Source organism: Sphingomonas sp. BT-65, assembly GCF_026107375.2.
Taxonomy (GTDB): domain Bacteria; phylum Pseudomonadota; class Alphaproteobacteria; order Sphingomonadales; family Sphingomonadaceae; genus Sphingomonas.
The window spans coordinates 718575-738282 of sequence record NZ_JAPCIA010000001.1; the positions used below are offsets into that span (position 1 = coordinate 718575).

Annotated in this window: 21 protein-coding genes; 12 read left to right on the top strand and 9 right to left on the bottom strand. The window is 67.2% G+C overall.

Going from position 1 to position 19708, the window contains the following annotated elements; all coding sequences use genetic code 11:
- Positions 1-14: 14 nt before the first annotated feature.
- From zwf to eda, 5 genes are all read left to right on the top strand, one after another.
- Complete coding sequence (zwf, locus tag OK349_RS03530; protein WP_265116442.1) at positions 15-1472, top strand: glucose-6-phosphate dehydrogenase; 1458 nt, start codon at positions 15-17, stop codon at positions 1470-1472.
- A 171-nt stretch (positions 1473-1643) separates the two neighbouring features.
- Positions 1644-2351: a 6-phosphogluconolactonase gene (pgl, locus tag OK349_RS03535; protein WP_265116443.1), complete on the top strand. Its 708-nt coding sequence runs from the start codon at positions 1644-1646 to the stop codon at positions 2349-2351.
- A 130-nt stretch (positions 2352-2481) separates the two neighbouring features.
- A complete protein-coding gene (gene edd / locus OK349_RS03540) occupies positions 2482-4308 on the top strand; it encodes a phosphogluconate dehydratase (protein ID WP_265116444.1) in 1827 nt (608 codons plus the stop codon).
- 20 nt (positions 4309-4328) lie between these two features.
- Entirely contained in the window at positions 4329-5300 is a 972-nt protein-coding gene (glk, locus tag OK349_RS03545) for a glucokinase (protein ID WP_265116445.1), read from the top strand.
- Positions 5301-5314: 14 nt separating this feature from the next.
- Positions 5315-5905, top strand: coding sequence for a bifunctional 4-hydroxy-2-oxoglutarate aldolase/2-dehydro-3-deoxy-phosphogluconate aldolase (gene eda / locus OK349_RS03550; protein WP_265118530.1), 591 nt, complete (start codon positions 5315-5317; stop codon positions 5903-5905).
- Between the two features lie 9 nt (positions 5906-5914).
- On the opposite strand, the gene OK349_RS03555 is transcribed toward eda, so the two are convergent.
- The gene (locus OK349_RS03555; RefSeq protein ID WP_265116446.1) at positions 5915-6322 is read right to left on the bottom strand and encodes a winged helix-turn-helix transcriptional regulator; all 408 of its coding nucleotides are present in this window, start codon (positions 6320-6322) and stop codon (positions 5915-5917) included.
- Positions 6323-6379: 57 nt separating this feature from the next.
- Here OK349_RS03555 and OK349_RS03560 point away from each other — a divergent pair, with 57 nt between their 5' ends.
- On the top strand, positions 6380-6988 hold the full coding sequence (locus tag OK349_RS03560) for an NAD(P)-dependent oxidoreductase (RefSeq protein ID WP_265116447.1): 609 nt from the start codon (positions 6380-6382) through the stop codon (positions 6986-6988).
- Positions 6989-7031: 43 nt separating this feature from the next.
- Here the strand turns inward: OK349_RS03560 and OK349_RS03565 are convergent, their stop codons facing one another.
- From OK349_RS03565 to fabD, 7 genes are all read right to left on the bottom strand, one after another.
- The gene (locus OK349_RS03565) at positions 7032-8786 is read right to left on the bottom strand and encodes a cellulase family glycosylhydrolase (protein ID WP_265116448.1); all 1755 of its coding nucleotides are present in this window, start codon (positions 8784-8786) and stop codon (positions 7032-7034) included.
- A gap of 89 nt (positions 8787-8875) precedes the next feature.
- Positions 8876-9844: an endolytic transglycosylase MltG gene (gene mltG / locus OK349_RS03570; RefSeq protein WP_265118531.1), complete on the bottom strand. Its 969-nt coding sequence runs from the start codon at positions 9842-9844 to the stop codon at positions 8876-8878.
- A gap of 27 nt (positions 9845-9871) precedes the next feature.
- On the bottom strand, positions 9872-11131 hold the full coding sequence (fabF, locus tag OK349_RS03575; RefSeq protein WP_265116449.1) for a beta-ketoacyl-ACP synthase II: 1260 nt from the start codon (positions 11129-11131) through the stop codon (positions 9872-9874).
- 165 nt (positions 11132-11296) lie between these two features.
- Positions 11297-11533: an acyl carrier protein gene (locus tag OK349_RS03580; protein WP_066575645.1), complete on the bottom strand. Its 237-nt coding sequence runs from the start codon at positions 11531-11533 to the stop codon at positions 11297-11299.
- A gap of 102 nt (positions 11534-11635) precedes the next feature.
- A complete protein-coding gene (gene fabG, locus OK349_RS03585) occupies positions 11636-12373 on the bottom strand; it encodes a 3-oxoacyl-[acyl-carrier-protein] reductase (protein ID WP_265116450.1) in 738 nt (245 codons plus the stop codon).
- Entirely contained in the window at positions 12373-12807 is a 435-nt protein-coding gene (locus OK349_RS03590) for a GxxExxY protein (RefSeq protein WP_265116451.1), read from the bottom strand. Before OK349_RS03590 ends, fabG begins: the two co-directional genes overlap by 1 nt.
- A gap of 48 nt (positions 12808-12855) precedes the next feature.
- Entirely contained in the window at positions 12856-13791 is a 936-nt protein-coding gene (gene fabD / locus OK349_RS03595) for an ACP S-malonyltransferase (RefSeq protein WP_265116452.1), read from the bottom strand.
- Positions 13792-13983: 192 nt separating this feature from the next.
- Here fabD and OK349_RS03600 point away from each other — a divergent pair, with 192 nt between their 5' ends.
- From OK349_RS03600 to OK349_RS03620, 5 genes are all read left to right on the top strand, one after another.
- Complete coding sequence (locus OK349_RS03600) at positions 13984-14349, top strand: RcnB family protein (RefSeq protein ID WP_265116453.1); 366 nt, start codon at positions 13984-13986, stop codon at positions 14347-14349.
- A 362-nt stretch (positions 14350-14711) separates the two neighbouring features.
- Positions 14712-15110, top strand: coding sequence for a 30S ribosomal protein S6 (gene rpsF, locus OK349_RS03605; RefSeq protein WP_265116454.1), 399 nt, complete (start codon positions 14712-14714; stop codon positions 15108-15110).
- Between the two features lie 12 nt (positions 15111-15122).
- Positions 15123-15347, top strand: coding sequence for a 30S ribosomal protein S18 (rpsR, locus tag OK349_RS03610; protein WP_066575653.1), 225 nt, complete (start codon positions 15123-15125; stop codon positions 15345-15347).
- An 11-nt stretch (positions 15348-15358) separates the two neighbouring features.
- Positions 15359-15958 carry a 50S ribosomal protein L9 gene (gene rplI, locus OK349_RS03615; RefSeq protein WP_265116455.1) on the top strand — a complete coding sequence of 200 codons (600 nt, stop codon included), beginning with the start codon at positions 15359-15361 and terminating at the stop codon, positions 15956-15958.
- Positions 15959-16321: 363 nt separating this feature from the next.
- Complete coding sequence (locus OK349_RS03620) at positions 16322-16720, top strand: CAP domain-containing protein (protein WP_265116456.1); 399 nt, start codon at positions 16322-16324, stop codon at positions 16718-16720.
- Positions 16721-16725: 5 nt separating this feature from the next.
- On the opposite strand, the gene mutL is transcribed toward OK349_RS03620, so the two are convergent.
- Complete coding sequence (gene mutL, locus OK349_RS03625) at positions 16726-18504, bottom strand: DNA mismatch repair endonuclease MutL (protein ID WP_265116457.1); 1779 nt, start codon at positions 18502-18504, stop codon at positions 16726-16728.
- Between the two features lie 150 nt (positions 18505-18654).
- Here mutL and OK349_RS03630 point away from each other — a divergent pair, with 150 nt between their 5' ends.
- Entirely contained in the window at positions 18655-19695 is a 1041-nt protein-coding gene (locus OK349_RS03630; protein WP_265116458.1) for a rod shape-determining protein, read from the top strand.
- Positions 19696-19708 lie beyond the last annotated feature (13 nt).

Here is a 19708-nt window from a genome sequence, read left to right on the forward strand (position 1 = left end):
CATTGGGAGGATCGATGCGACAGCCATTCGGCAAGCTGCTGCTCTTCGGAGCCACCGGAGATCTCTCGCAGCGCATGCTGATTCCGTCGCTCTACGGCCTCCATGCGGACGGCTTGCTGCCCGACGGCCTGACGATCACGGGAACCGCACGGTCAACGCTGTCAGATGCCGAGTTCCGCGATTTCGCCGCCAAGGCGCTCGACACGCATCTGCCCGGGGACCGCAAGGACAAGGGCGCGATCGCCGCCTTTCTCGAACGGCTGCAGTACCAGGCGCTCGATGCCGCCAATATCGACGGCTATGCGGCGCTCGCCGAAAAGCTGGGCGACATCTCCAACGGCCTCGCCATCTTCCTGTCGACCGCGCCCAAATTCTTCGAGCCGACGATCAAGGGCCTCGCCGCCGCGGGGCTTGCGGGCAGCAATGTCCGCATCGGCCTCGAAAAGCCGCTCGGCACCGATCTCCAGTCCAGCCGCGAGATCAACGACGCGGTCGCCTCGGTCTTCCCCGAGGACCGCACCTTCCGCATCGATCACTATCTCGGCAAGGAGACGGTCCAGAACATCCTCGCGCTGCGCTTCGGCAACTCGCTGTTCGAGCCGATCTGGAACGCCGCGGGGATCGAGCATATCCAGATCACCGTCTCCGAGACGGTCGGCCTGGAGGGCCGCGCGGGCTATTATGACGATGTCGGTGCGCTGCGCGACATGGTCCAGAACCATATCCTCCAGCTGCTCGCGCTGATCGCGATGGAGCCCCCCGCCCGCTTCGATGGCACCTCGATCCGTGACGAGAAGGTCAAGGTGCTCCGCTCGCTCCGCCCGATCGCGGGGCAGGAAGCCGCCAACCTTACCGTCACCGGGCAATATACCGGCGGCGCCTCGACCGGGAAGATCGTCGCCGGCTATGCCGAGGAGCTCGAAAAACCCTCGCGCACCGAAACCTTCGTCGCGATCAAGGCGCATGTCGACAATTGGCGCTGGCAGGGCGTGCCCTTCTACCTGCGCACCGGCAAACGCATGACCGAGCGGCGCTCGGAAATCGTCGTCCAGTTCAAACACGTGCCCCACTCGATCTTCGCCGAGCGCGGCGGGGTGCTCCAGTCGAACACGCTGATCATCCGCATCCAGCCCGAGGAATATGTCCGCCTGCTGGTGATGGCCAAGGAGCCGGGCCTCGACCGCGAGGGCATCCGCCTGCGCGAGGTGCCGCTCAATCTCAGCCTCGAGCACGAGTTCGCCGGCACCCGCCGCCGCATCGCCTATGAGCGCCTGCTGCTGGACTTGCTCGAGGGCGACCCCACATTGTTCGTGCGCCGCGACGAGGTGGAAGCGCAATGGACCTGGATCGACGCGATCCGCGCCGGCTGGGACCAGGCCGACGTCAAGCCCAAGCCCTATGCCGCCGGCACCTGGGGTCCGAGCGCCGCGATCGCGCTGACCGAGCGGGATGGCGTGACATGGAACGAGTAGTGGCGGCAACCATTCCTCCCCCGGAGGGGGAGGTGGCATCGCGCAGCGATGACGGAGGGGTATTCTCCCCACGGGACATCGCTTGTGGTGACTACCCCTCCACCGCTTCGCGGTCCCCCTCCCCCTCGGGGGGAGGATTTGAAACCTACATCCCACCGGAGAACGACTAGAATGGCCGAAGAAATCGAATGGTGGGAGTATGAGGAAGCCGGGGAGTGGAGCGATGCGCTCGCCGGCGACATCGGCTTCATCATCGAGAGCGCGATCGATGCGCGCGGCGGCGCGGTGATCGCGCTGGCGGGCGGGCGCACCCCTGCACCGGTCTATGAGAAGCTCGTCGCGGCCAAGATCGACTGGAAGCGCGTGACGATCGTCCCGACCGACGACCGCATCGTCCCGCTCGGCGATGCGATGTCCAACGTCACTGGCCTCGGCAAGACCTTCCTCCCCAAAGGCGCGCGCGTGATCCCGCTCGTCAGCGAGAAGGCCGAGGACTACAAGGCCGCCGGCCGCGCCGCCGATGCCCGCCTCGCCGATTTCCACTGGCCGCTCGATCTCGTCCTGCTCGGCATGGGCGCCGACGGGCACACCGCGTCGATCTTCCCCGGCCCCGACCTCAACGAGGCGCTGAACGGCCCCAAGGAGCGCCGCGCGCTCGGTGTGATGCCCGATCCGCTGCCGCCCGAGGCACCCGTCGCCCGCGTCACCCTCTCCGGCACCGCCATCGCCAACGCCAAGTCGCTGATGATCGCGATCACCGGCGCCGAGAAGCGCAAGGTGCTCGAAGCCGCGATCAAGCAGGGTGCGTCGAGCGCCTACCCGATCGGCCGCGTGCTCGCCGAGACCGAACTGCCGGTCGATATCCACTGGCTGGGATGACCATGTCACCCTCACCCTTCCCACTCGCTACGCTCGCGGGCCCCTTCCCTCTCCCATTGGGAGAGGGAGGGAGGCGCCGAAGGCGCCGGAAGGGTGAGGGTGACCCGCTCTCCGAAGTGCGAGACGAAGCATGACCAACCTCCACCCCGAAGTCGCCGCGGTCACCGATCGCATCATCACCCGCTCGAAGAAGCGCCGCGACGCTTATAACGCGCTGATGGTCGCGCAGCGTGAGGCCGGCAGCAGCACCCGCGGGCGGCTCGGCTGCGCCAACCTCGCCCATGCCTATGCCGGCACCGACGAGCAGCGCGACCTGCTGAAGCCGGCGAACCGGATGAACATCGGCATCGTCACCGCGTACAACGACATGCTCTCGGCCCACGCGCCCTATTACCGCTATCCCGAGCAGATGAAGATCTGGGCGCTGGAAGCCGGCGCTACTGCGCAGGTCGCGGGCGGCGTGCCCGCGATGTGCGACGGCGTGACCCAGGGCTATGCCGGGATGGAGCTGTCGCTGTTCAGCCGCGACACGATTGCGCTCTCCACGGCGGTCGCGCTGAGCCACAACACCTTCGAGGGCGCGGCTTTGCTCGGCATCTGCGACAAGATCGTGCCGGGCCTGCTGATGGGCGCGCTGCGCTTCGGCCATCTGCCGATGGTGCTGATCCCCGGCGGCGCGATGCGCACCGGCATCGCCAACAAGGAGAAGGCCCGCGTCCGCGAGCTCTATGCCGAGGGCAAGGCGAACCGCGAGGAACTGCTCGAATCCGAGATCGCCGCCTATCACGGCAAGGGCACCTGCACCTTCTACGGCACGGCCAATTCCAACCAGATGATGGTCGAGGCGATGGGCCTGCACATGCCCGGCGCCGCGTTCGCCAATCCGCTGACCAAGCTGCGCCAGGAACTCACCCGGGCGGCGGTGCAGCGGCTTCCCGAGATCGGCTGGGACGGCAACGACTATCGCCCGATCGGCGAGATCGTCGACGAGCGCGCGATCGTCAACGCCGCGGTGGTGCTGCTCGCCACCGGCGGATCGACCAACCATCTCATCCACTTGCCCGCCATCGCGCGCTGCGCCGGGGTGCTGATCGACTGGGAGGATTTCGACCGGCTGTCGCGCGTCGTGCCGCTGCTGGCGCGCGTCTATCCCAATGGCTCGGCCGACGTGAACGGGTTCGAGGATGCGGGCGGCCCGACCTTCGTGATCCGCGAGCTGCTCAAGGGCGGCATCCTGCACGGCGACACGCTTACCGTCGCGGGCGGGAGCCTCGCCGATTATGTCAAGCGCCCGGTGCTGGAGGAGGACAAGCTCGTCTGGGTCGAGCACCCCGAGAAGAGCGGCGACGATACCATCCTGCGCACGATCGATGCGCCCTTCTCGCCCGAGGGCGGCTTCCGCATCCTTTCGGGCAATCTCGGCCGCGCCTGCATCAAGGTCAGCGCCGTCGAGCGCGACCGCTGGACGATCGAGGCGCCATGCCGCGTGTTCAGCGACCAGCAGGCGGTGCAGGACGCGTTCAAGGCCGGCGAGCTCGACCGCGACGTGGTCGTGGTCGTCCGCTTCCAGGGCCCGCGCGCCAACGGCATGCCCGAGCTGCACAAGCTCACCCCGCCGCTCGGCGTGCTGCAGAACAAGGGCTTCCGCGTCGCGCTCGTCACTGACGGCCGCATGTCGGGCGCGTCGGGCAAGGTCCCGGCCGCGATCCATCTGTCGCCCGAGGCGATCGGCGGCGGCCCGATCGGCAAGCTGCGCGACGGCGATATCGTCCGCCTGTGCGCCGAGGAGGGCGTCCTCCAGGCTCTGGTCGATCGGGCCGAATGGGACGCGCGTGAGCTGGCAGCAGCGCCGCCGCCCGCGATGGGTTTGGGACGCGAATTGTTCGCGATGATGCGCGCGGGCGCGAACGAGGCCGAAGCCGGCGGCTCGGCGATGCTCGCCGCCGCGGACCTATAAGAGAAGAGCGAGGGGTAGCCATGGAAGTCGTCGCGGTCGATATTGGCGGAACGCATGCGCGCTTCGCCATCGCCGAGGTCGAGGGCGGCCGCGTCGTCTCGATCGGCGAACCGGTCACCCAGAAGACCGCCGAGCATGGCAGCTTCCAGCTCGCCTGGCAGGCCTCGGCGCGCGAGTTCGGGCGCGACATGCCGCGTGCCGCGGCGATCGCCATCGCCTCGCCGATCAACGACGAGCTGATCAAGCTCACCAACAACCCGTGGATCATCCGCCCGCCGCTGATCAAGGAACGGCTCGACGTCGACAGCTATTCGCTGATCAACGATTTCGGCGCGGTCGGCCATGCCGTCGCCCAGCTCCCCTCGGAGCATTTCCTGCACCTGTCCGGCCCTGACGAACCCTTTGCCGAGAAGGGTTCGATCACCGTCTGCGGTCCCGGCACCGGGCTCGGTGTCGCGCAGGTCTTCCGCACCGGCACGCTCAGCTACCACGTCATCTCGACCGAGGGCGGGCATATGGACTTCGCCCCGCTCGACGGAATCGAGGACGCGATCGTCAAGCGCCTGCGCACCACCTACACCCGCGTCTCGGCCGAGCGGATCTGCGCCGGGCCCGGCATCGTCCCGATCTACGAGACGCTCGCCCAGCTTGAGGGCAAGCCGGTCAAGAGCCGCAATGACAAGGAGATCTGGAGCCTCGCGCTGGAGGGGCAGGACAGCCTCGCCGTCGCCGCGCTCGACCGCTTCTGTTTGAGCCTCGGCGCGGTCGCGGGCGATCTCGCGCTCGCGCACGGGCCGACCGGCGTGGTCATCGCCGGTGGCCTCGGGCTTCGGCTCAAGGACCATCTGCTCGCCTCTGGCTTTGCCCAGCGTTTCGTCGCAAAGGGCCGGTTCCAGGGATTGATGGCCTCGATCCCGGTCAAGCTCATCACCCACCCCCAGCCCGGCCTCTACGGCGCCGCGGCCGCCTACGCGCAGGAGCATACGCAGTGAGCATCGAAACCATCATGCGCACCAGCGCGGTCATCCCCGTGCTGGTGATCGAGGACGCCGCCACCGCCCGCCCGCTTGCTGAGGCGCTGGTGAAGGGCGGCCTCAAGGTGCTCGAGGTGACGATGCGCACCGCCGCCGCGCTCGACGCGATCCGCGAGATGAAGAAGGTCGAGGGCGCGATCGTCGGCGCCGGCACGGTGGTCAACACCGAGCAGTTCGCGCAGGTGATGGATGCGGGCGCCGAGTTCATCGTCTCCCCCGGCCTGACCATGCGGCTCGGCGAAGTGATCGTGCAGAGCGGCGTGCCGTTCCTGCCCGGCGTGACCAATGCCGGCGATATCATGCGCGGCTATGACCTGGGTCTCCGCCACTTCAAATTCTTCCCCGCCGAGACCAGCGGCGGCCTCAAGGCGCTGAAAGCCCTCGCCGCGCCCTTCTACGAGGCGAAATTCTGCCCCACCGGCGGCATCAGCCCCGCCACCGCGCCCGACTGGCTCGGCTTTGATCCGGTGTTGTGCGTCGGCGGCAGCTGGGTCACGCCCAAGGGCGCGAGCTATGACGAGGTCGAGCAGCTCGCCCGCGACGCGGCGGGGCTGGCGCGCTGACGGTTCGTCTCAGTTCAACGCGTCGTCATGGGCGCGCTGCGCTGCGGCCACGTCCGGCATATGGGTTTCGGCCCAATCGATCATCGATTGCAACGATCCGATCAGCCCGTAGCCGAGCGGCGTGATCGCATAGGTGACGGTCACCGGCACGGTCGCCACCACCGTCCGGCTAACCAGCCCGTCGCGCTCTAGCGACCGCAGCGTCTGGCTCAGCATCTTCTGCGAAACGCCTTCGACCCGCCGCTTGAGCGCGTTGAAGCGCATCTCCTCCTGCCCGAGCAGCAGCAGGATCAGCACGCTCCATTTGTCCGCGATCCGGTCGAGCAGCTTCCGCGTCGGACAATCGGCGGCATAGACATCGCCGCGCACGCCGGTTTCCCCAGGGTGACCAGCTATCCTCGAAGTGCCTTCTTGCATGATTAGTATCTATACCCGACTTGGTATCCATTGGAAACCTAAACAAGGGAATCGAGCATGAAGGTGGCAGTTGTCGGCGCGAGCGGACGCGCGGGATCGGAGATCACGAAGGAGCTTGCGGCTCGCGGCCATACGGTTGTCGCGATCGCGCGCAAGCCGCAGGCCATCCCGCAGGTGCCGGGCGTCACGCCGCGCGCGGGCGACGCCGCCGCGCCGGAAGCTCTCGCTGATCTCATCCGCGGCAGCGACGCCCTCATCAGCGCGCTGCACTTCGACGTCTCCGCCGAAACCTTGCTGTCGGCGCTGAAGCTGGCCGGGGTTCCGCGCCTGCTCGTTACCGGCGGCGCGGCGGGCCTTGAAGTCGCGCCCGGAGTCCGCGTGATCGACGACCCGGCGTTCCCGGAGGAATGGAAGGGCGCGGCGCTGGGCGGTATCGCCTTCCTCGAAGCGCTGCGCAGCGAGACGGAGATCGACTGGACCTATTTCTCGCCCGCCGCGCTGCTGTTCGAAGGCCACCGCCTCGGCACTTATCGCGGCGGCACCGACCAACTCGTCACCGATGCGAATGGCGAGAGCAAGATCAGCTTCGCAGATTATGCGATCGCGATGGTCGACGAGCTGGAACAGCGCCGCCACAGCCACGCGCGCTTCACCGCCGCCTATTGACCCCGCCCAGGCGCGGCGCGCTCGGCGGCGAGCCGCGCGCTCATCACTTGTCTGCGAATGCGAGGCTATCGATCTCGCAATCGGTGCAGGAATCTGCCTTCAGCACCAGCCGGTTCCGGCCCTGCATCAGCTCGACACCGGCGAACCGGACCGTCGTCCACGCGCTCCCGGCGGGGATGGCGATCGATACCGGTGCCCGTCCGTTCACCGCGAGTGAGAGCGTGCCGCCCGCGCCCCCTCGCGCACGGACGCTCAGGCTCCGCACGCCCGCCTGCTCGGCATCGACGGTATATTGCAGCCATTCGCCCGCCTGCACGCTAGTCACGTAGGGTGCGCCCTTGGCATCGACGGCGATATCGACGCCGTCGTTGCGGTAGGTCGTGCCCGAATTCCACGTCACTCGCTCGGCCCCGGTCGCGACATGGTAATTGGCGTCCTCGCGGTCCCAATAGGCATAGCCAGCCCGGCCAAGGTCGAAGTCCACCGCCGCGATCCTTCCGCCCGCCCGGCCAATCCGGTTCGCCTTGAACGCCAGCGTCGCATTGGTGTGCGGCTGGCGGAACATCGCGTCGATCACATCGGGATGCTGCAGGTTGTTCGCATAGCGCACGTCATGCGTCGCCAGCCGCATCAACGCCGCCTCCGCCGCCGCCCCGCTCGGTTTCGGCCCCTTGCCCAGCCAGTACGCAACCAGCGCATGCCACCCGGGATTGGCGTTCACCTGCAGCGGGTTGTTGTAGCGGATCTTCTTGAGCGGCCACCACGCCCAGCCGATCCCCTCGCCCTCGACCAGCGCGATCGCATCGCGGAACCAGGTGTTCGAATTCTCGCCCGTCTCCCCCAGCCACAGCGGCAGATCCAGCTTGTCGCGCAGCGCCAGATGCCCTTCGATCGACACGCGATCGTTGCGGTTCCAGTATTTGTGGAAGCTCAGCGCGGAGTTCGCATCGAGCGGCGCGTCGAGGCCGCCATAATTGTTGCCCCAGCAATTGCCCTCGATGATGATCATGTGGTTGCGGTCGACCGAGCGGATCGCCGCGATCACCTCGCGATAAAAGTCCCACAGCTGCACATTCGCCTTCGACGTGCAGCCATGCCCCTGTTTCGGCCCGTCGAAATCCCAATTGGGCTCGTTGAGCACGTCATAGGCGGCGATCCCCGGCTCGTTCGCATAGCGCTCGGCGAGCTTCTTCCACAGCGCCACCGTCTTGCGCCGGTTCTCCGCGCTCTCCCATAGCGAGGGCTTGGCGGGGTCGCGGTCGCTGATCGGCAGGTCGTTGCCCTGTCCGCCCGGCGCCGCGTGCAGATCGAGGATCAGGTGCATGTTGTTGGCACGCGTCCATTCGAGCAGCCGGTCGACCCGCGCGAAGCCGTCCTCGATCCACGTGTCCCGCCCCGCCACCGGCTCGCGTTCGATCGGCAGCGTGAACAGGTTGTAGTGCATCGGCAGCCGCACCGAGTTGAACCCCCAGCGCGCCATCGCGTCGATATCCGCCTTGGTCGTGAAATTATCGAGCCAGGCGCGATAGAAGGCCGCGGCCTTCTCTTCGCCGACCAGCTCGGTGATCCTGCGCCGGATCACATGCTGCTGACCTTTCTCGAGCCCGCCGAGCTCGAGCATATAGCCCTCCTGCAGCATCCAGCCGCCCAGCCCCATGCCGCGCAACAGCAGCGGCCGCCCCTCGGCATCGACGATCTGCTTGCCCTCGCGATGGACGAACCCCTGGGCGGCCGCAGGCGCAGCTCCGCCGAGCATCGACGCCGCCAGCGCCGCCATCATCCAACGCGTCCACGCCACCGGCCGTCCCCTCCAACGATTCTGTGTCGTTGGGAACGTTATCAATCCCGGAAAACCGCGTAAACGGCTTAGTCGGTCAGCGCCTCAGGTCACATCTCGCCGCGCGCGCGGCGCAGCGCATACCATTTCTGGACGTTGGCGTTGTGCTGCTCGAGCGTGTCGGCGAACACATGCCCGCCGCTCCCGTCCGCGACGAAGTAGAGCGCGTTGGTCTCCGCCGGGTTGAGCACCGCGTCGATGCTCGCGCGGCCCGGATTGGCGATCGGCCCCACCGGCAGCCCGGCGCTGGCATAGGTGTTGTAGCCGTTCCTGTCCTGCAGCTCCGAGCGCAGGATGCGCCGCCCCAGCGGCTTGCCCCTGGTCACCGGGTAGATCACCGTCGGATCGGCCTGCAGCGGCATGCCGCGCTTCAAGCGGTTGGAATAGACTCCCGCAACCATCCGCCGCTCCTCGGGCTTGCCCGTCTCCTTCTCGACGATCGAGGCGAGGATGATCGCCTGTTCGGGCGTGCTCACCGCGATCCCCGGCTTCCGCTTGGCCCAGGCCTGGGCGAGATATTTGCGCATCGCCGCCTGCATCCGGTCGAGCACCGCCTGCCGGCTGTCGCCGCGGTTATAGGCATAGCTGTCGGGCAGCACGCTGCCCTCGGCGGGCGCCGCCACCTTGCCCCCCATCTGCGGCGCCGCGTTCAGCCGCTCCTGCACCAGGATCGAGGGCATCCCCTCGGGCACCATCACGAAGCGCTGGAGCGTCTTGCCGCCCTGCAGCATCTTGAGGATGTCTGCCTGGCTGAGGCGAGCCGGCACGCGATACTCGCCCGCCTGGATCGGCTCGCCGCCGCCGAAGATGCGCGCCATCCACAGGAAGGTGCCGGCGTCCTCGATCGCGCCTGCCTTCTCCAGCGCCTCCGCCGCAGCGGTCATCGTCGCGCCAGCGGGCACCTCGACCGTCACATTGGCCTTGGCCGGCCCCGGCCCGCCCCATTGGTTCGCCGCCCAGAAGGCCGCGCCCACCACGAGGAGGACGGCGATGACACCCAGGCACCCAAGCTTGCGCAGCATCGCCGTGTTTCTCCTATGGAGAGATCAGACCGCTTTCATCACCAGCGACGCGTTGGTCCCGCCGAAGCCGAACGAGTTGTTCAGCACCGCCTTGACCTTACGCTCCTTGGCGGTGTGCGGCACCAGGTCCACGCCCGCGCAATTCTCGCTCGGATTGTCGAGGTTGAGCGTGGGCGGCACCACTTGGTCGCGCAGCGCGAGGATGCAGAAAATGCTCTCCACCGCGCCCGCGCCGCCCAGCAGGTGCCCGATCGCCGACTTGGTCGAGCTCATCGACAGGTCGCCGATCGCATTGCCGAACAGTTTCCGGACTGCGCCCAGCTCCAGCTCGTCGCCGAGCGGGGTCGAGGTGCCGTGCGCGTTGATATAGTCGATGTCGGAGAGGCTCAGCCCCGACTTCCGCATCGCCATTTCCATCGAGCGGAACGCGCCCGAGCCCTCGGGATGCGGCGCGGTCACGTGATAGGCGTCGCCCGACAGGCCATAGCCCACCACCTCGGCATAGATCTTCGCGCCGCGTGCCTTGGCCCGCTCATATTCCTCGAGCACCACCACGCCCGCGCCCTCGCCCATCACGAAGCCGTCGCGGCCCTCGTCCCACGGGCGGCTCGCCCGCCACGGCTCGTCGCGAAAGCCGGTCGACAGCGCGCGCGCCTGGCCGAAGCCGGCGATTCCGATCGGGCAGATCGCGCCCTCGGCGCCGCCCGCGAGCATCACATCGGCATCGTCCATCGCGATCATCCGCGCCGCGTCGCCGATCGCATGCGCGCCGGTCGAGCAGGCGGTGACCACCGCATGGTTCGGCCCCATCAGCCCGTATTTGATCTGCACCTGGCCGGTGATCAGGTTGATCAGCCGCCCATGGACGAAGTGCGGCGAGACGCGCTTCGGCCCCTTCTCGGCCAGCACCAGCGATTCGCTCTCGATCCCCGGCAGACCGCCGATGCCCGAACCGATCGAGCAGCCGGCGCGCAGCCGCTCGGCCTCGCTCATTTCGGTCAGGCCCGCATCCTCCAGCGCCTGGCCGGCGGCGTCGATGCCATAGACAATGAACGGATCGACCTGGCGCTGGACCTTGTGGTCGACGCGCTTGCCCGGATCGAAGCCGTATTCATGGTCCGCCGGCTTCACCTCGCACGCATAGTTGCTGTGGAAGTCGGTGGCGTCGAACCGGGTGATCGTCCCCGCGCCCGATTTGGCCGCGATGATGTTCTTCCAGGCGGTCTCGACATCGGCACCCAGCGGGGTCACGAGGCCAAGGCCAGTCACGACGACGCGGCGCATAATCTGTCTCCGTTAGGGCATCGTGCTGAAAGCTGGGTAGCGGTTTTCAGCGACAACGATGCGGCATCCAATAGTCTCAAAACCGAAACGGCTCCCCGCCCCTTTCCGGGACCGGGAGCCGTTCGTCAATTCCTGCCCGCAAGGGCGGCCATGCGGTTTGCCCGCTTAGCCCTGATTCTCGTCGATATAGGTGATCGCGTCCTTGACGGTCGTGATCTTCTCGGCGGCATCATCGGGGATCTCGACGCCGAATTCCTCTTCGAACGCCATCACCAGCTCGACGATGTCGAGGCTGTCCGCGCCCAGGTCGTCGATGAAGCTCGCGTCCTCGGTCACCTTCTCGGCCTCGACGCCGAGGTGCTCGACGACGATCTTCTTCACGCGATCGGCGGTCTCGCTCATACCCTGTTCCTTCTTAAATTGGGCCGTTGGATTGCTGTTTCCTGAACGCACGTAGAACGCCGCCCGGCCCCGCGCAAGGGGGCGCGAGCGGTTCGCAGCGCGTCAGATCATCGCCATGCCGCCATTCACGTGCAGCGTCTGGCCGGTGACGTAACCGGCTTCCTTGCTCGCCAGATACACCACCGCCGCGCCGATATCCTCACCGGTGCCGAGGTCGCCCGCAGGGATGCGGCCGAGCAGCGCGGCCTTCTGCGCCTCCGGCAGCACATCGGTCATCGCCGAGCGGATGAAGCCGGGTGCGACGCAGTTGACGGTGATGTTGCGGCTGGCCAGCTCCTGCGCCAGCGCCTTGGACATGCCGACCAGCCCCGCCTTCGACGCGGCATAATTGGCCTGCCCCGGATTGCCGGTCGCGCCGACCACCGAGGTGATCGAAACGATACGGCCATAGCGCGCCTTCATCATCGGCTTGGCGGCGGCGCGCATCAGGCGGAACGCAGCCTCCAGATTCACCCGGATCACCGTATCCCACTCCTCGTCCTTCATCCGCATCGCGAGGTTGTCGCGGGTGACGCCGGCATTGTTGACGAGGATGTCGAGCTTGCCCAGCGCCTCCACCGCCGAGGGCACCAGCGCGTCAACCGCCGCGCCGTCCGACAGGTCGCACTGGAGCGCGACATGATCCCCGCCGAGCTCCGCGCGAAACGCCTCCAGCTTCCCGGCATTGGACCCGGACACCGCCAGCCGCGCCCCCTGGCTGGCAAGCGCCCTGGCGATCGCCGACCCGATCCCTCCCGAAGCGCCGGTCACCAGCGCGGTCATGCCTGTAAGGTCGAACATCATGTCATTCCTTGATTTTGGTTCACGCGAAGGCGCGAAGGCGCAAAGGGCTTGTAGTCGTTGACGACCCGCTTCAGCCCTTCCTTGAGCGTTTCGCCGCCAAAGTTGATGAGCAGCCCAAGGGGCTGCTTGGTTAGTCGTAGATACGTCAGCAGTTGCTTCGAGTGAGCGCCGGTCAGGCGCTCCTCTATCGATTTGATCTCGATGAGGAGGCGTCCATCAATCAACAAATCGATCCGAAACGCATTCTCGAACCGTAAACCGTCGAACTCGATATCGACCGGTTGCTGCCGTAGCGCGACATAACCCATCTGGGTCAATCTACCTGCAAGTAGCACCTCGTAAACGCTCTCAAGTAGTCCCGGACCCAGTTCACGGTGCAGTTTCAGCGCAACGTCGATGACGTCGGATGCGATCGCCTCCAGGTCTGACATCTTCGCGCCTCCGCGCCTTCGCGTGAACCAATCCTTCTTCTTACCGCTTCAAAGCGCCTTCTCCAGCGCCTCGATATCATCCATCGTCACCACGCTCGTGACCGCGGCATCCGGCGCAATGCGCTTGACCATCGCGCCCAGCACCTTGCCGCCCAGCTCGACGAACTCGCCTACGCCCGCGTCGAACATCGCCGCCACCGACTCGCGCCAGCGCACCATGCCGGTCACCTGCTCGACCAGCAGCGTGCGGATCGTATCCGGGTCGTGCACCGGCGAGGCGGTTACGTTCGCATAGACCGGCACCAGCGGCGGACGGATCGCGACCTGCGCCAGCGCCTTCTCCATCGCGTCGGCCGCGGGCTGCATCATCGGGCAGTGGAACGGCGCCGAGACCGGCAGCAGCACCGCGCGCTTGGCGCCATGATCCTTGGCAAGTCCCACCGCGCGGTCGATCGCGCCCTTGGCGCCCGAGATCACCACCTGCGAAGGATCATTGTCATTGGCGACGGTGCAAACCTCACCCTCGGCCGCGGCATCGGCGATCGCCTGCGCCTTGACCAGATCCGCGCCGAGCAAGGCCGCCATCGCGCCCTCGCCCACCGGCACCGCCGCCTGCATCGCCTGCCCGCGCAGCTTGAGCAGCTTTGCCGTCACGCCCAGATCGAGCGCCCCCGCGGCGCACAGCGCGGTATATTCACCCAGCGAGTGCCCCGCGACGAAATCGGCCTTCTCCGCCAGCCGCACGCCGCCTTCCCTCTCCAGCACGCGCAGCACCGCGATGGCATGCGCCATGATCGCCGGCTGGGCGTTCTCGGTCAGCAGCAGGTCGCCCTCCGGCCCCTCGGTCATCAGCTTGAACAGCTTCTGTCCCAGCGCTTCGTCCACTTCCTGGAACACTTCGCGCGCCGCCACGCTCGCCTGCGCCAGCGCAAGGCCCATGCCGACCGACTGGCTTCCCTGCCCCGGAAAGATGAAGGCACGCATGTTCAGGCTCCTCTCGAAATCAGGCGGCTGCCCTAAGACCCGCGCTCGCCGACCGCAAGATGAACGAACGCGACAGGCTTGCGACAATCGGTGACCATTTTCGGGAGCGCGTGCGAAACTTCCGCGACACGCCACCCCCAAACATGTCCCTGTGGCCGCTGAGGGCGACTGCATGAAGTGAGGAGACAGGATATGAAGAAGTTCGTGCTCGCGGCGGTCGCCGCCTCGATGATCGCCAGCCCGGTGCTGATGGCCACCCCTGCCGCCGCCGCGCCGCAGCGGCAGACCACCACCGTGGTCAAGCACAAGCCGAACGGCAAGGTCGTGGTCAAGAGGACCACGGTGAAGAAGGCGCCGGTCCAGTATCGCAGCTGGAAGCGTGGCCAGCGCTTCGACAGCCGCTACGCCCGCAACTACCGGCAGATCGACTATCGCCACTATCGCGGCCTCAAGGCGCCGCCCCGCGGCTACCGCTACGTCCAGTCGGGCAATGACGCGGTGCTGGTCGGCGTCACCAGCGGCATCGTCGCCGCGGTGATCGCGAACATCATCCGGTAAGCCCGCACAGGCCTACCAAACTCAGCTTCCTCCGGGCGGCGGGGTGTCAACCACCCCGCCGCCTTCGCGCATGCGTGATTTTCTGCTTTCAATGTTGGAATTCAGATGCTTGCATCACTTCATGTAGAGATGATGCGAGCTCGCGAATGACACCGACACCCCTCAAAACTGTCAACCGATCTTGTCAACTTCGTCAACTTTGGCGTGAAGAATCAACCTTCCCTTGCAATTCGCCGCACCCCGGCGTAGAGGCGCCACCGTTGAGCGGCAGCCTCGGCTGGCCGCTTTTCGTATTTGGAACGACAGCCGGAGGGGCGTCGCACGGTGCGGCGTCAGCGATCGGCCAACAGTGAGAAAGACGCATGGCTCTGTACGAGCATGTGTTCCTTGCGCGCCAGGATCTGGCACAGGCGCAGGTGGACGCACTGGCGGAAACCGCCACCAAGATCGTCGAGGACAACGCCGGCAAGGTCGTCAAGACCGAGACCTGGGGTCTTCGTTCGCTCGCCTACAAGATCGCGAAGAACCGCAAGGCGCATTACGTGATGCTCGAGATCGACGCCCCCGCGGGTGTCGTCGCCGAGCTCGAGCGCCAGACGCAGATCAACGAGGACGTGATCCGCTACATGACCGTCCGCGTGGACGAGCTGGAGCAGGGCCCGACCGTGATGATGCGCAAGGGTCAGGACCGCGAGCGCGGCCGCGGCCGTCGTGATCGTGAAGAAGGTGGCAACACCGGCTTCGGCGGCCAGGGCGAGTAAGGAGAGAGTATCATGGCACGACCCTTTTTCCGCCGCCGCAAGAGCTGCCCCTTCTCCGCGAAGGACGCGCCCCGGATCGACTATAAGGACGTCCGCCTGCTGCAGGGCTTCGTCTCCGAGCGTGGCAAGATCGTCCCCTCGCGTATCACCTCGGTGAGCGCGAAGAAGCAGCGCGAGCTCGCCATCGCGATCAAGCGCGCCCGTCACCTGGGCCTGCTGCCCTTCATCGTTAAGTAAGGAGCGGACCCATGGAAGTCATTCTGCTCGAGCGGGTCGAGAAGCTCGGCCATATCGGCGACGTGGTGAAGGTGAAGGACGGGTTCGCCCGCAACTTCCTGCTCCCGAACAAGAAGGCGCTGCGCGCCAACGAGGCCAACCGCAAGGTCTTCGAAGCCAATCGTGATCGCCTGGTCGCCGAGAACGCCGCCAAGCGTAGCGAGGCCGAGAAGGAATCGAAGGGCCTCGAGGGCGTTTCGGTCACCCTGATCCGCCAGGCGTCGAACACCGGCCAGCTCTACGGCTCGGTCGCGGTGCGCGACATCGTCGAGGCGCTGGTCGCCGACGGCCACAAGGTCAACAAGTCGCAGGTCGTCCTCGACAAGCCGATCAAGGCGATCGGCCTGTCCGAGGTCAAGGTCGCGCTCCACGCCGAGGTCGCGGTGACCGTCAAGGTCAACGTCGCCCGCTCGCCCGAAGAGGCCGAGATGCAGGCGCAGGGCGTCGACGTCATGGCCGCGATGTTCGAGAAGGACGAGACCGGCTTCGTGGAAGCCCGCGACCCCAACCTCGAGCCCGGCGAGATCGCCGCGGATGAGGCCCCGGCCGCCGAGGAGCAGGCCGAGGGCTGACCCCTCGCCATTCCGGCACGAAACAGAGAAGGCCGTCCGGCAAACCGGGCGGCCTTTTCCGTTTCCGGCCGCTTGCAATGTTGGATTTCGCTTGCTCAACTGGTCTTGTGGCTGACGCCATCGCTCTTTGACTTGTCGATCAACCGATGATCTTCGCCATTCACTTCATTGTCGCCCTTTCTCTGCTCGCCTCACCCACCGCTGCCAGTTCGGCGCTGGAACGCGAGATCATCGCCGAGCTCAACCGTGCTCGCACCGACCCGGACGGCTATGCCGACCGACTCGCCGTCTATCGCCGCTATTTCAACGGCAAGATCGCCCGCTACCCCGGCAATCCTGACGGACTGCGCACCGCCGAAGGGGTTGCGGCGGTCGACGAAGCGATCCGCGTACTGCGGCGGCAGCCGCCCGTCCGGACCGTCAGCGCCGCTGCGTTGCTCGCTCGCGCCGCGCGACCACGTCGAGGAACAGGGGCCGCGCGGCGTCACCGGCCACCCTTCGGCCAATGGCGACCGCGTCCGCCAGCGGCTCGTCCGCCGTGGGGGCGGCGCCTATGTCGCGGAGGTCATCACTTACGGCCCGCCCAGCGCGGTCGAGGTAGTTCGGCAGCTGATCGTCGACGACAATGTGCCCGATCGCGGGCATCGCCGGTCGGTCTATGCCGCACAATGGGCCTATGCCGGTGCCGCCTGCGGACCGCACAAGCGCTACAAGGTGATGTGCGTCGTCACCTTCGCACGAACGGCGAACGGTCACCCCTGACGTGACTATTTCCGCCCGAACAGTTTCTCGATGTCGCCATGCGCCAGCTTCACCCAGGTCGGGCGGCCGTGGTTGCACTGGCCCGAGTGGGGCGTGACCTCCATCTCGCGGAGCAGCGCGTTCATCTCCGCCACCGACAGCACCCGCCCTGCGCGCACCGATCCGTGGCACGCCATCGTCGCCGCGACATGGTCGAGCCGCTCCTTGAGGCTCAGCGCCTCGTCGAACGCCGCCAGCTCGTCGGCGATGTCGGTGACCAAAGCGGTCACGTCGCCCCCGCCGAGCATCGCCGGGGTCGCCCGCACCAGCATCGCCCGCGGCCCGAAGCGTTCAAGCTCGAGACCGAACTCGGCCAGCTCCGCCGCCCGCGCCTCAAGCCGGTCGCAGGCCGGCTCGTCGAGCTCGACTACTTCGGGCAGCAGCAGCGCCTGGCTCGCCACCCCGCCATTGCTCATCGCCCGCCGCATCCGCTCGAGCACCAGCCGCTCGTGCGCGGCATGCTGGTCGACCAGCACCAAGCCATCCTCGGCCTCGGCGACGATATAGGTGCGCGCCACCTGCCCCCGCGCCACGCCGAGCGGGAAGCTGGTGACACCCGGCACTGGCTCAGCCGCCGGTTCGGCGCGGGCCTGGGGCGGCGCGATGAAGCTCGCCCGGCGGTCGAACACGGCATGGGGTCGCACGAGCGTCGTGTCACCGGCGCCCACGCCCCACAAATTTTGCTGCGGCTCAGGCGTTGGTGCCGGCTGCTCGGACTGCCACAGCCCCATCACGGCGGCATCGGCCCGCTGCACGCTGCGGTGCCCCGCCTCGTCCAGCGCGCGCCGCAGCCCGCTGACGATCAGCCCGCGCGCCAGCTGCGGATCGCGGAAGCGCACCTCGGTCTTGGCCGGATGCACGTTCACGTCGACCTGGTCGGCGGGCACGTCGAGGAACAGCGCCACCACCGGATGCCGGTCGCGCGCCAGCATCTCGGCATATGCGCCGCGCACCGCTCCGGCGAGCAGCCGGTCCTTCACCGGCCGCCCGTTGACGAACAGATATTGATGGTCCGCCACGCCACGGTTGAAGGTCGGCAGCCCGGCAACCCCGCCCAGCACATGCCCCTCGCGCTCGAAATCGACCCCGACGCTGTTCGCCGCCAGCTCGCGATCGGTCAGCGCCGCCACCCGCTCCGGCCGGGTCATCCCCTTCTGTACGCTGAGCACGCGCCGCCCGTCATGCTCGACCGAAAAGCCGATATCCGGCCGCGCCATCGCCAGCCGCTTCACCACGTCGAGGCACGCCGCATATTCGGCGCGAGTCGAGCGCAGGAACTTGCGCCGCGCCGGCACCTTCTCGAACAGCCCCTCGACCCGCACCCGCGTGCCTGGCGGGAGCGCGGCGGGGCCCTCGCCCGCCAGTGCGCCATTGTCGACGGTACGCGCCCAGCCTTCCGCTCCACGCACCCGGCTCTCGATCGTCAGCCGCGCGACGCTGGCGATCGACGGCAGCGCCTCGCCACGAAAGCCCAGGGTCGTCACCGCTTCGATCGCGTCATCGGGCAGTTTCGAGGTCGCGTGCCGTTCCAGCGCAAGTGCCATTTCGGCGCGGTCCATGCCGCAGCCGTCATCGGTCACCTCGATCAGGTCGATACCGCCGCCCGCGAGCCGCACCGCGATCCGCGAGGCGCCGGAATCGATCGCATTTTCCACAAGTTCCTTGAGCGCGCTGGCAGGGCGCTCCACCACTTCGCCCGCGGCAATTCGATTGACAAGATGCTCCGGGAGACGGCGTATTGACATGGACGCCGGTGTAGCCCAAGCGGCGCCATTCCGCGACCCGTATCCGCCAGATTTCCCCGGCCGGAGTCGATCCGCCGGGGCGGGTCAGGATTATAGTATCAGTGCGAATCCGCGGCTTGGGCCACGCCGCGACAGGACGGTGCGATCAAGATGGTATTTTCCCGCCTTTTCAAGTTCATGTCCCACGATCTTGCGATCGATCTGGGAACCGCGAATACGGTTGTCTACCTGCGCGGGCGCGGGGTCGTCCTGAATGAGCCGTCGGTCGTGGCGGTCGAGACGCTGAACGGCATCAAGCGGGTCAAGGCGGTCGGCGACGACGCCAAGCTGATGATGGGCAAGACCCCCGGCACGATCGAGGCGATTCGTCCGCTGCGCGACGGCGTCATCGCCGACATCGACGTCGCCGAGCAGATGATCAGCCACTTCATCCGCAAGGTCACCGGGCAGCGCAAGTTCATGCGCTGGCCGCAGATCGTGATCTGCGTCCCCTCGGGCTCCACCTCGGTCGAGCGCCGCGCGATCCGCGACGCCGCGTCGAATGCGGGCGCCAGCCAGGTGTGGCTGATCGAGGAGCCGATGGCCGCGGCGATCGGCGCCGACATGCCGGTGACCGAGCCGATCGGCTCGATGGTCGTCGATATCGGCGGCGGCACCACCGAAGTCGCCGTGCTCTCGCTACGCGGCCTCGCCTATTCGACCTCGGTGCGTGTCGGCGGCGACAAGATGGACGAAGCGATCGTCTCCTATGTCCGCCGCAACCACAATCTGCTGATCGGCGAGAGCACCGCCGAACGGATCAAGCAGGAAGTCGGCGTCGCCAAGCCGCCGGCTGACGGCATCGGCCGCACGATCCACATCAAGGGCCGCGACCTCGTCAACGGCGTGCCCAAGGAAATCCAGATCAATCAGGGCCAGATCGCCGAGGCGCTGAGCGAGCCGGTCGGCACGATCGTCGAGGGCGTGCGCATCGCGCTCGAGAACACCGCGCCCGAACTCGCGGCGGACATCGTCGACCAGGGCATCGTGCTCACCGGCGGCGGCGCGCTGCTCGAGGGGATCGACGAGGTGCTGCGCGACGAGACCGGCCTCCCGGTCACCGTCGCCGAGGACCCGCTGACCTGTGTCGCGCTCGGCACTGGGCGCGCGCTGGAGGATCCGGTGTTCCGCGGCGTGCTGATCCAGGTTTAACGGGGACGAGAGG

What these genes read in the sequence shown, in the direction of transcription:
- zwf (WP_265116442.1), top strand. Translation starts at nt 15, where the DNA reads ATGCGACAGCCATTCGGCAAGCTGCTGCTCTTCGGAGCCACCGGAGAT.
- pgl (WP_265116443.1), top strand. Translation starts at nt 1,644, where the DNA reads ATGGCCGAAGAAATCGAATGGTGGGAGTATGAGGAAGCCGGGGAGTGG.
- edd (WP_265116444.1), top strand. Translation starts at nt 2,482, where the DNA reads ATGACCAACCTCCACCCCGAAGTCGCCGCGGTCACCGATCGCATCATC.
- glk (WP_265116445.1), top strand. Translation starts at nt 4,329, where the DNA reads ATGGAAGTCGTCGCGGTCGATATTGGCGGAACGCATGCGCGCTTCGCC.
- eda (WP_265118530.1), top strand. Translation starts at nt 5,315, where the DNA reads ATGCGCACCAGCGCGGTCATCCCCGTGCTGGTGATCGAGGACGCCGCC.
- OK349_RS03555 (WP_265116446.1), bottom strand. Translation starts at nt 6,322, where the DNA reads ATGCAAGAAGGCACTTCGAGGATAGCTGGTCACCCTGGGGAAACCGGC.
- OK349_RS03560 (WP_265116447.1), top strand. Translation starts at nt 6,380, where the DNA reads ATGAAGGTGGCAGTTGTCGGCGCGAGCGGACGCGCGGGATCGGAGATC.
- fabF (WP_265116449.1), bottom strand. Translation starts at nt 11,131, where the DNA reads ATGCGCCGCGTCGTCGTGACTGGCCTTGGCCTCGTGACCCCGCTGGGT.
- OK349_RS03580 (WP_066575645.1), bottom strand. Translation starts at nt 11,533, where the DNA reads ATGAGCGAGACCGCCGATCGCGTGAAGAAGATCGTCGTCGAGCACCTC.
- fabG (WP_265116450.1), bottom strand. Translation starts at nt 12,373, where the DNA reads ATGTTCGACCTTACAGGCATGACCGCGCTGGTGACCGGCGCTTCGGGA.
- OK349_RS03590 (WP_265116451.1), bottom strand. Translation starts at nt 12,807, where the DNA reads ATGTCAGACCTGGAGGCGATCGCATCCGACGTCATCGACGTTGCGCTG.
- fabD (WP_265116452.1), bottom strand. Translation starts at nt 13,791, where the DNA reads ATGCGTGCCTTCATCTTTCCGGGGCAGGGAAGCCAGTCGGTCGGCATG.
- OK349_RS03600 (WP_265116453.1), top strand. Translation starts at nt 13,984, where the DNA reads ATGAAGAAGTTCGTGCTCGCGGCGGTCGCCGCCTCGATGATCGCCAGC.
- rpsF (WP_265116454.1), top strand. Translation starts at nt 14,712, where the DNA reads ATGGCTCTGTACGAGCATGTGTTCCTTGCGCGCCAGGATCTGGCACAG.
- rpsR (WP_066575653.1), top strand. Translation starts at nt 15,123, where the DNA reads ATGGCACGACCCTTTTTCCGCCGCCGCAAGAGCTGCCCCTTCTCCGCG.
- rplI (WP_265116455.1), top strand. Translation starts at nt 15,359, where the DNA reads ATGGAAGTCATTCTGCTCGAGCGGGTCGAGAAGCTCGGCCATATCGGC.
- mutL (WP_265116457.1), bottom strand. Translation starts at nt 18,504, where the DNA reads ATGTCAATACGCCGTCTCCCGGAGCATCTTGTCAATCGAATTGCCGCG.
- OK349_RS03630 (WP_265116458.1), top strand. Translation starts at nt 18,655, where the DNA reads ATGGTATTTTCCCGCCTTTTCAAGTTCATGTCCCACGATCTTGCGATC.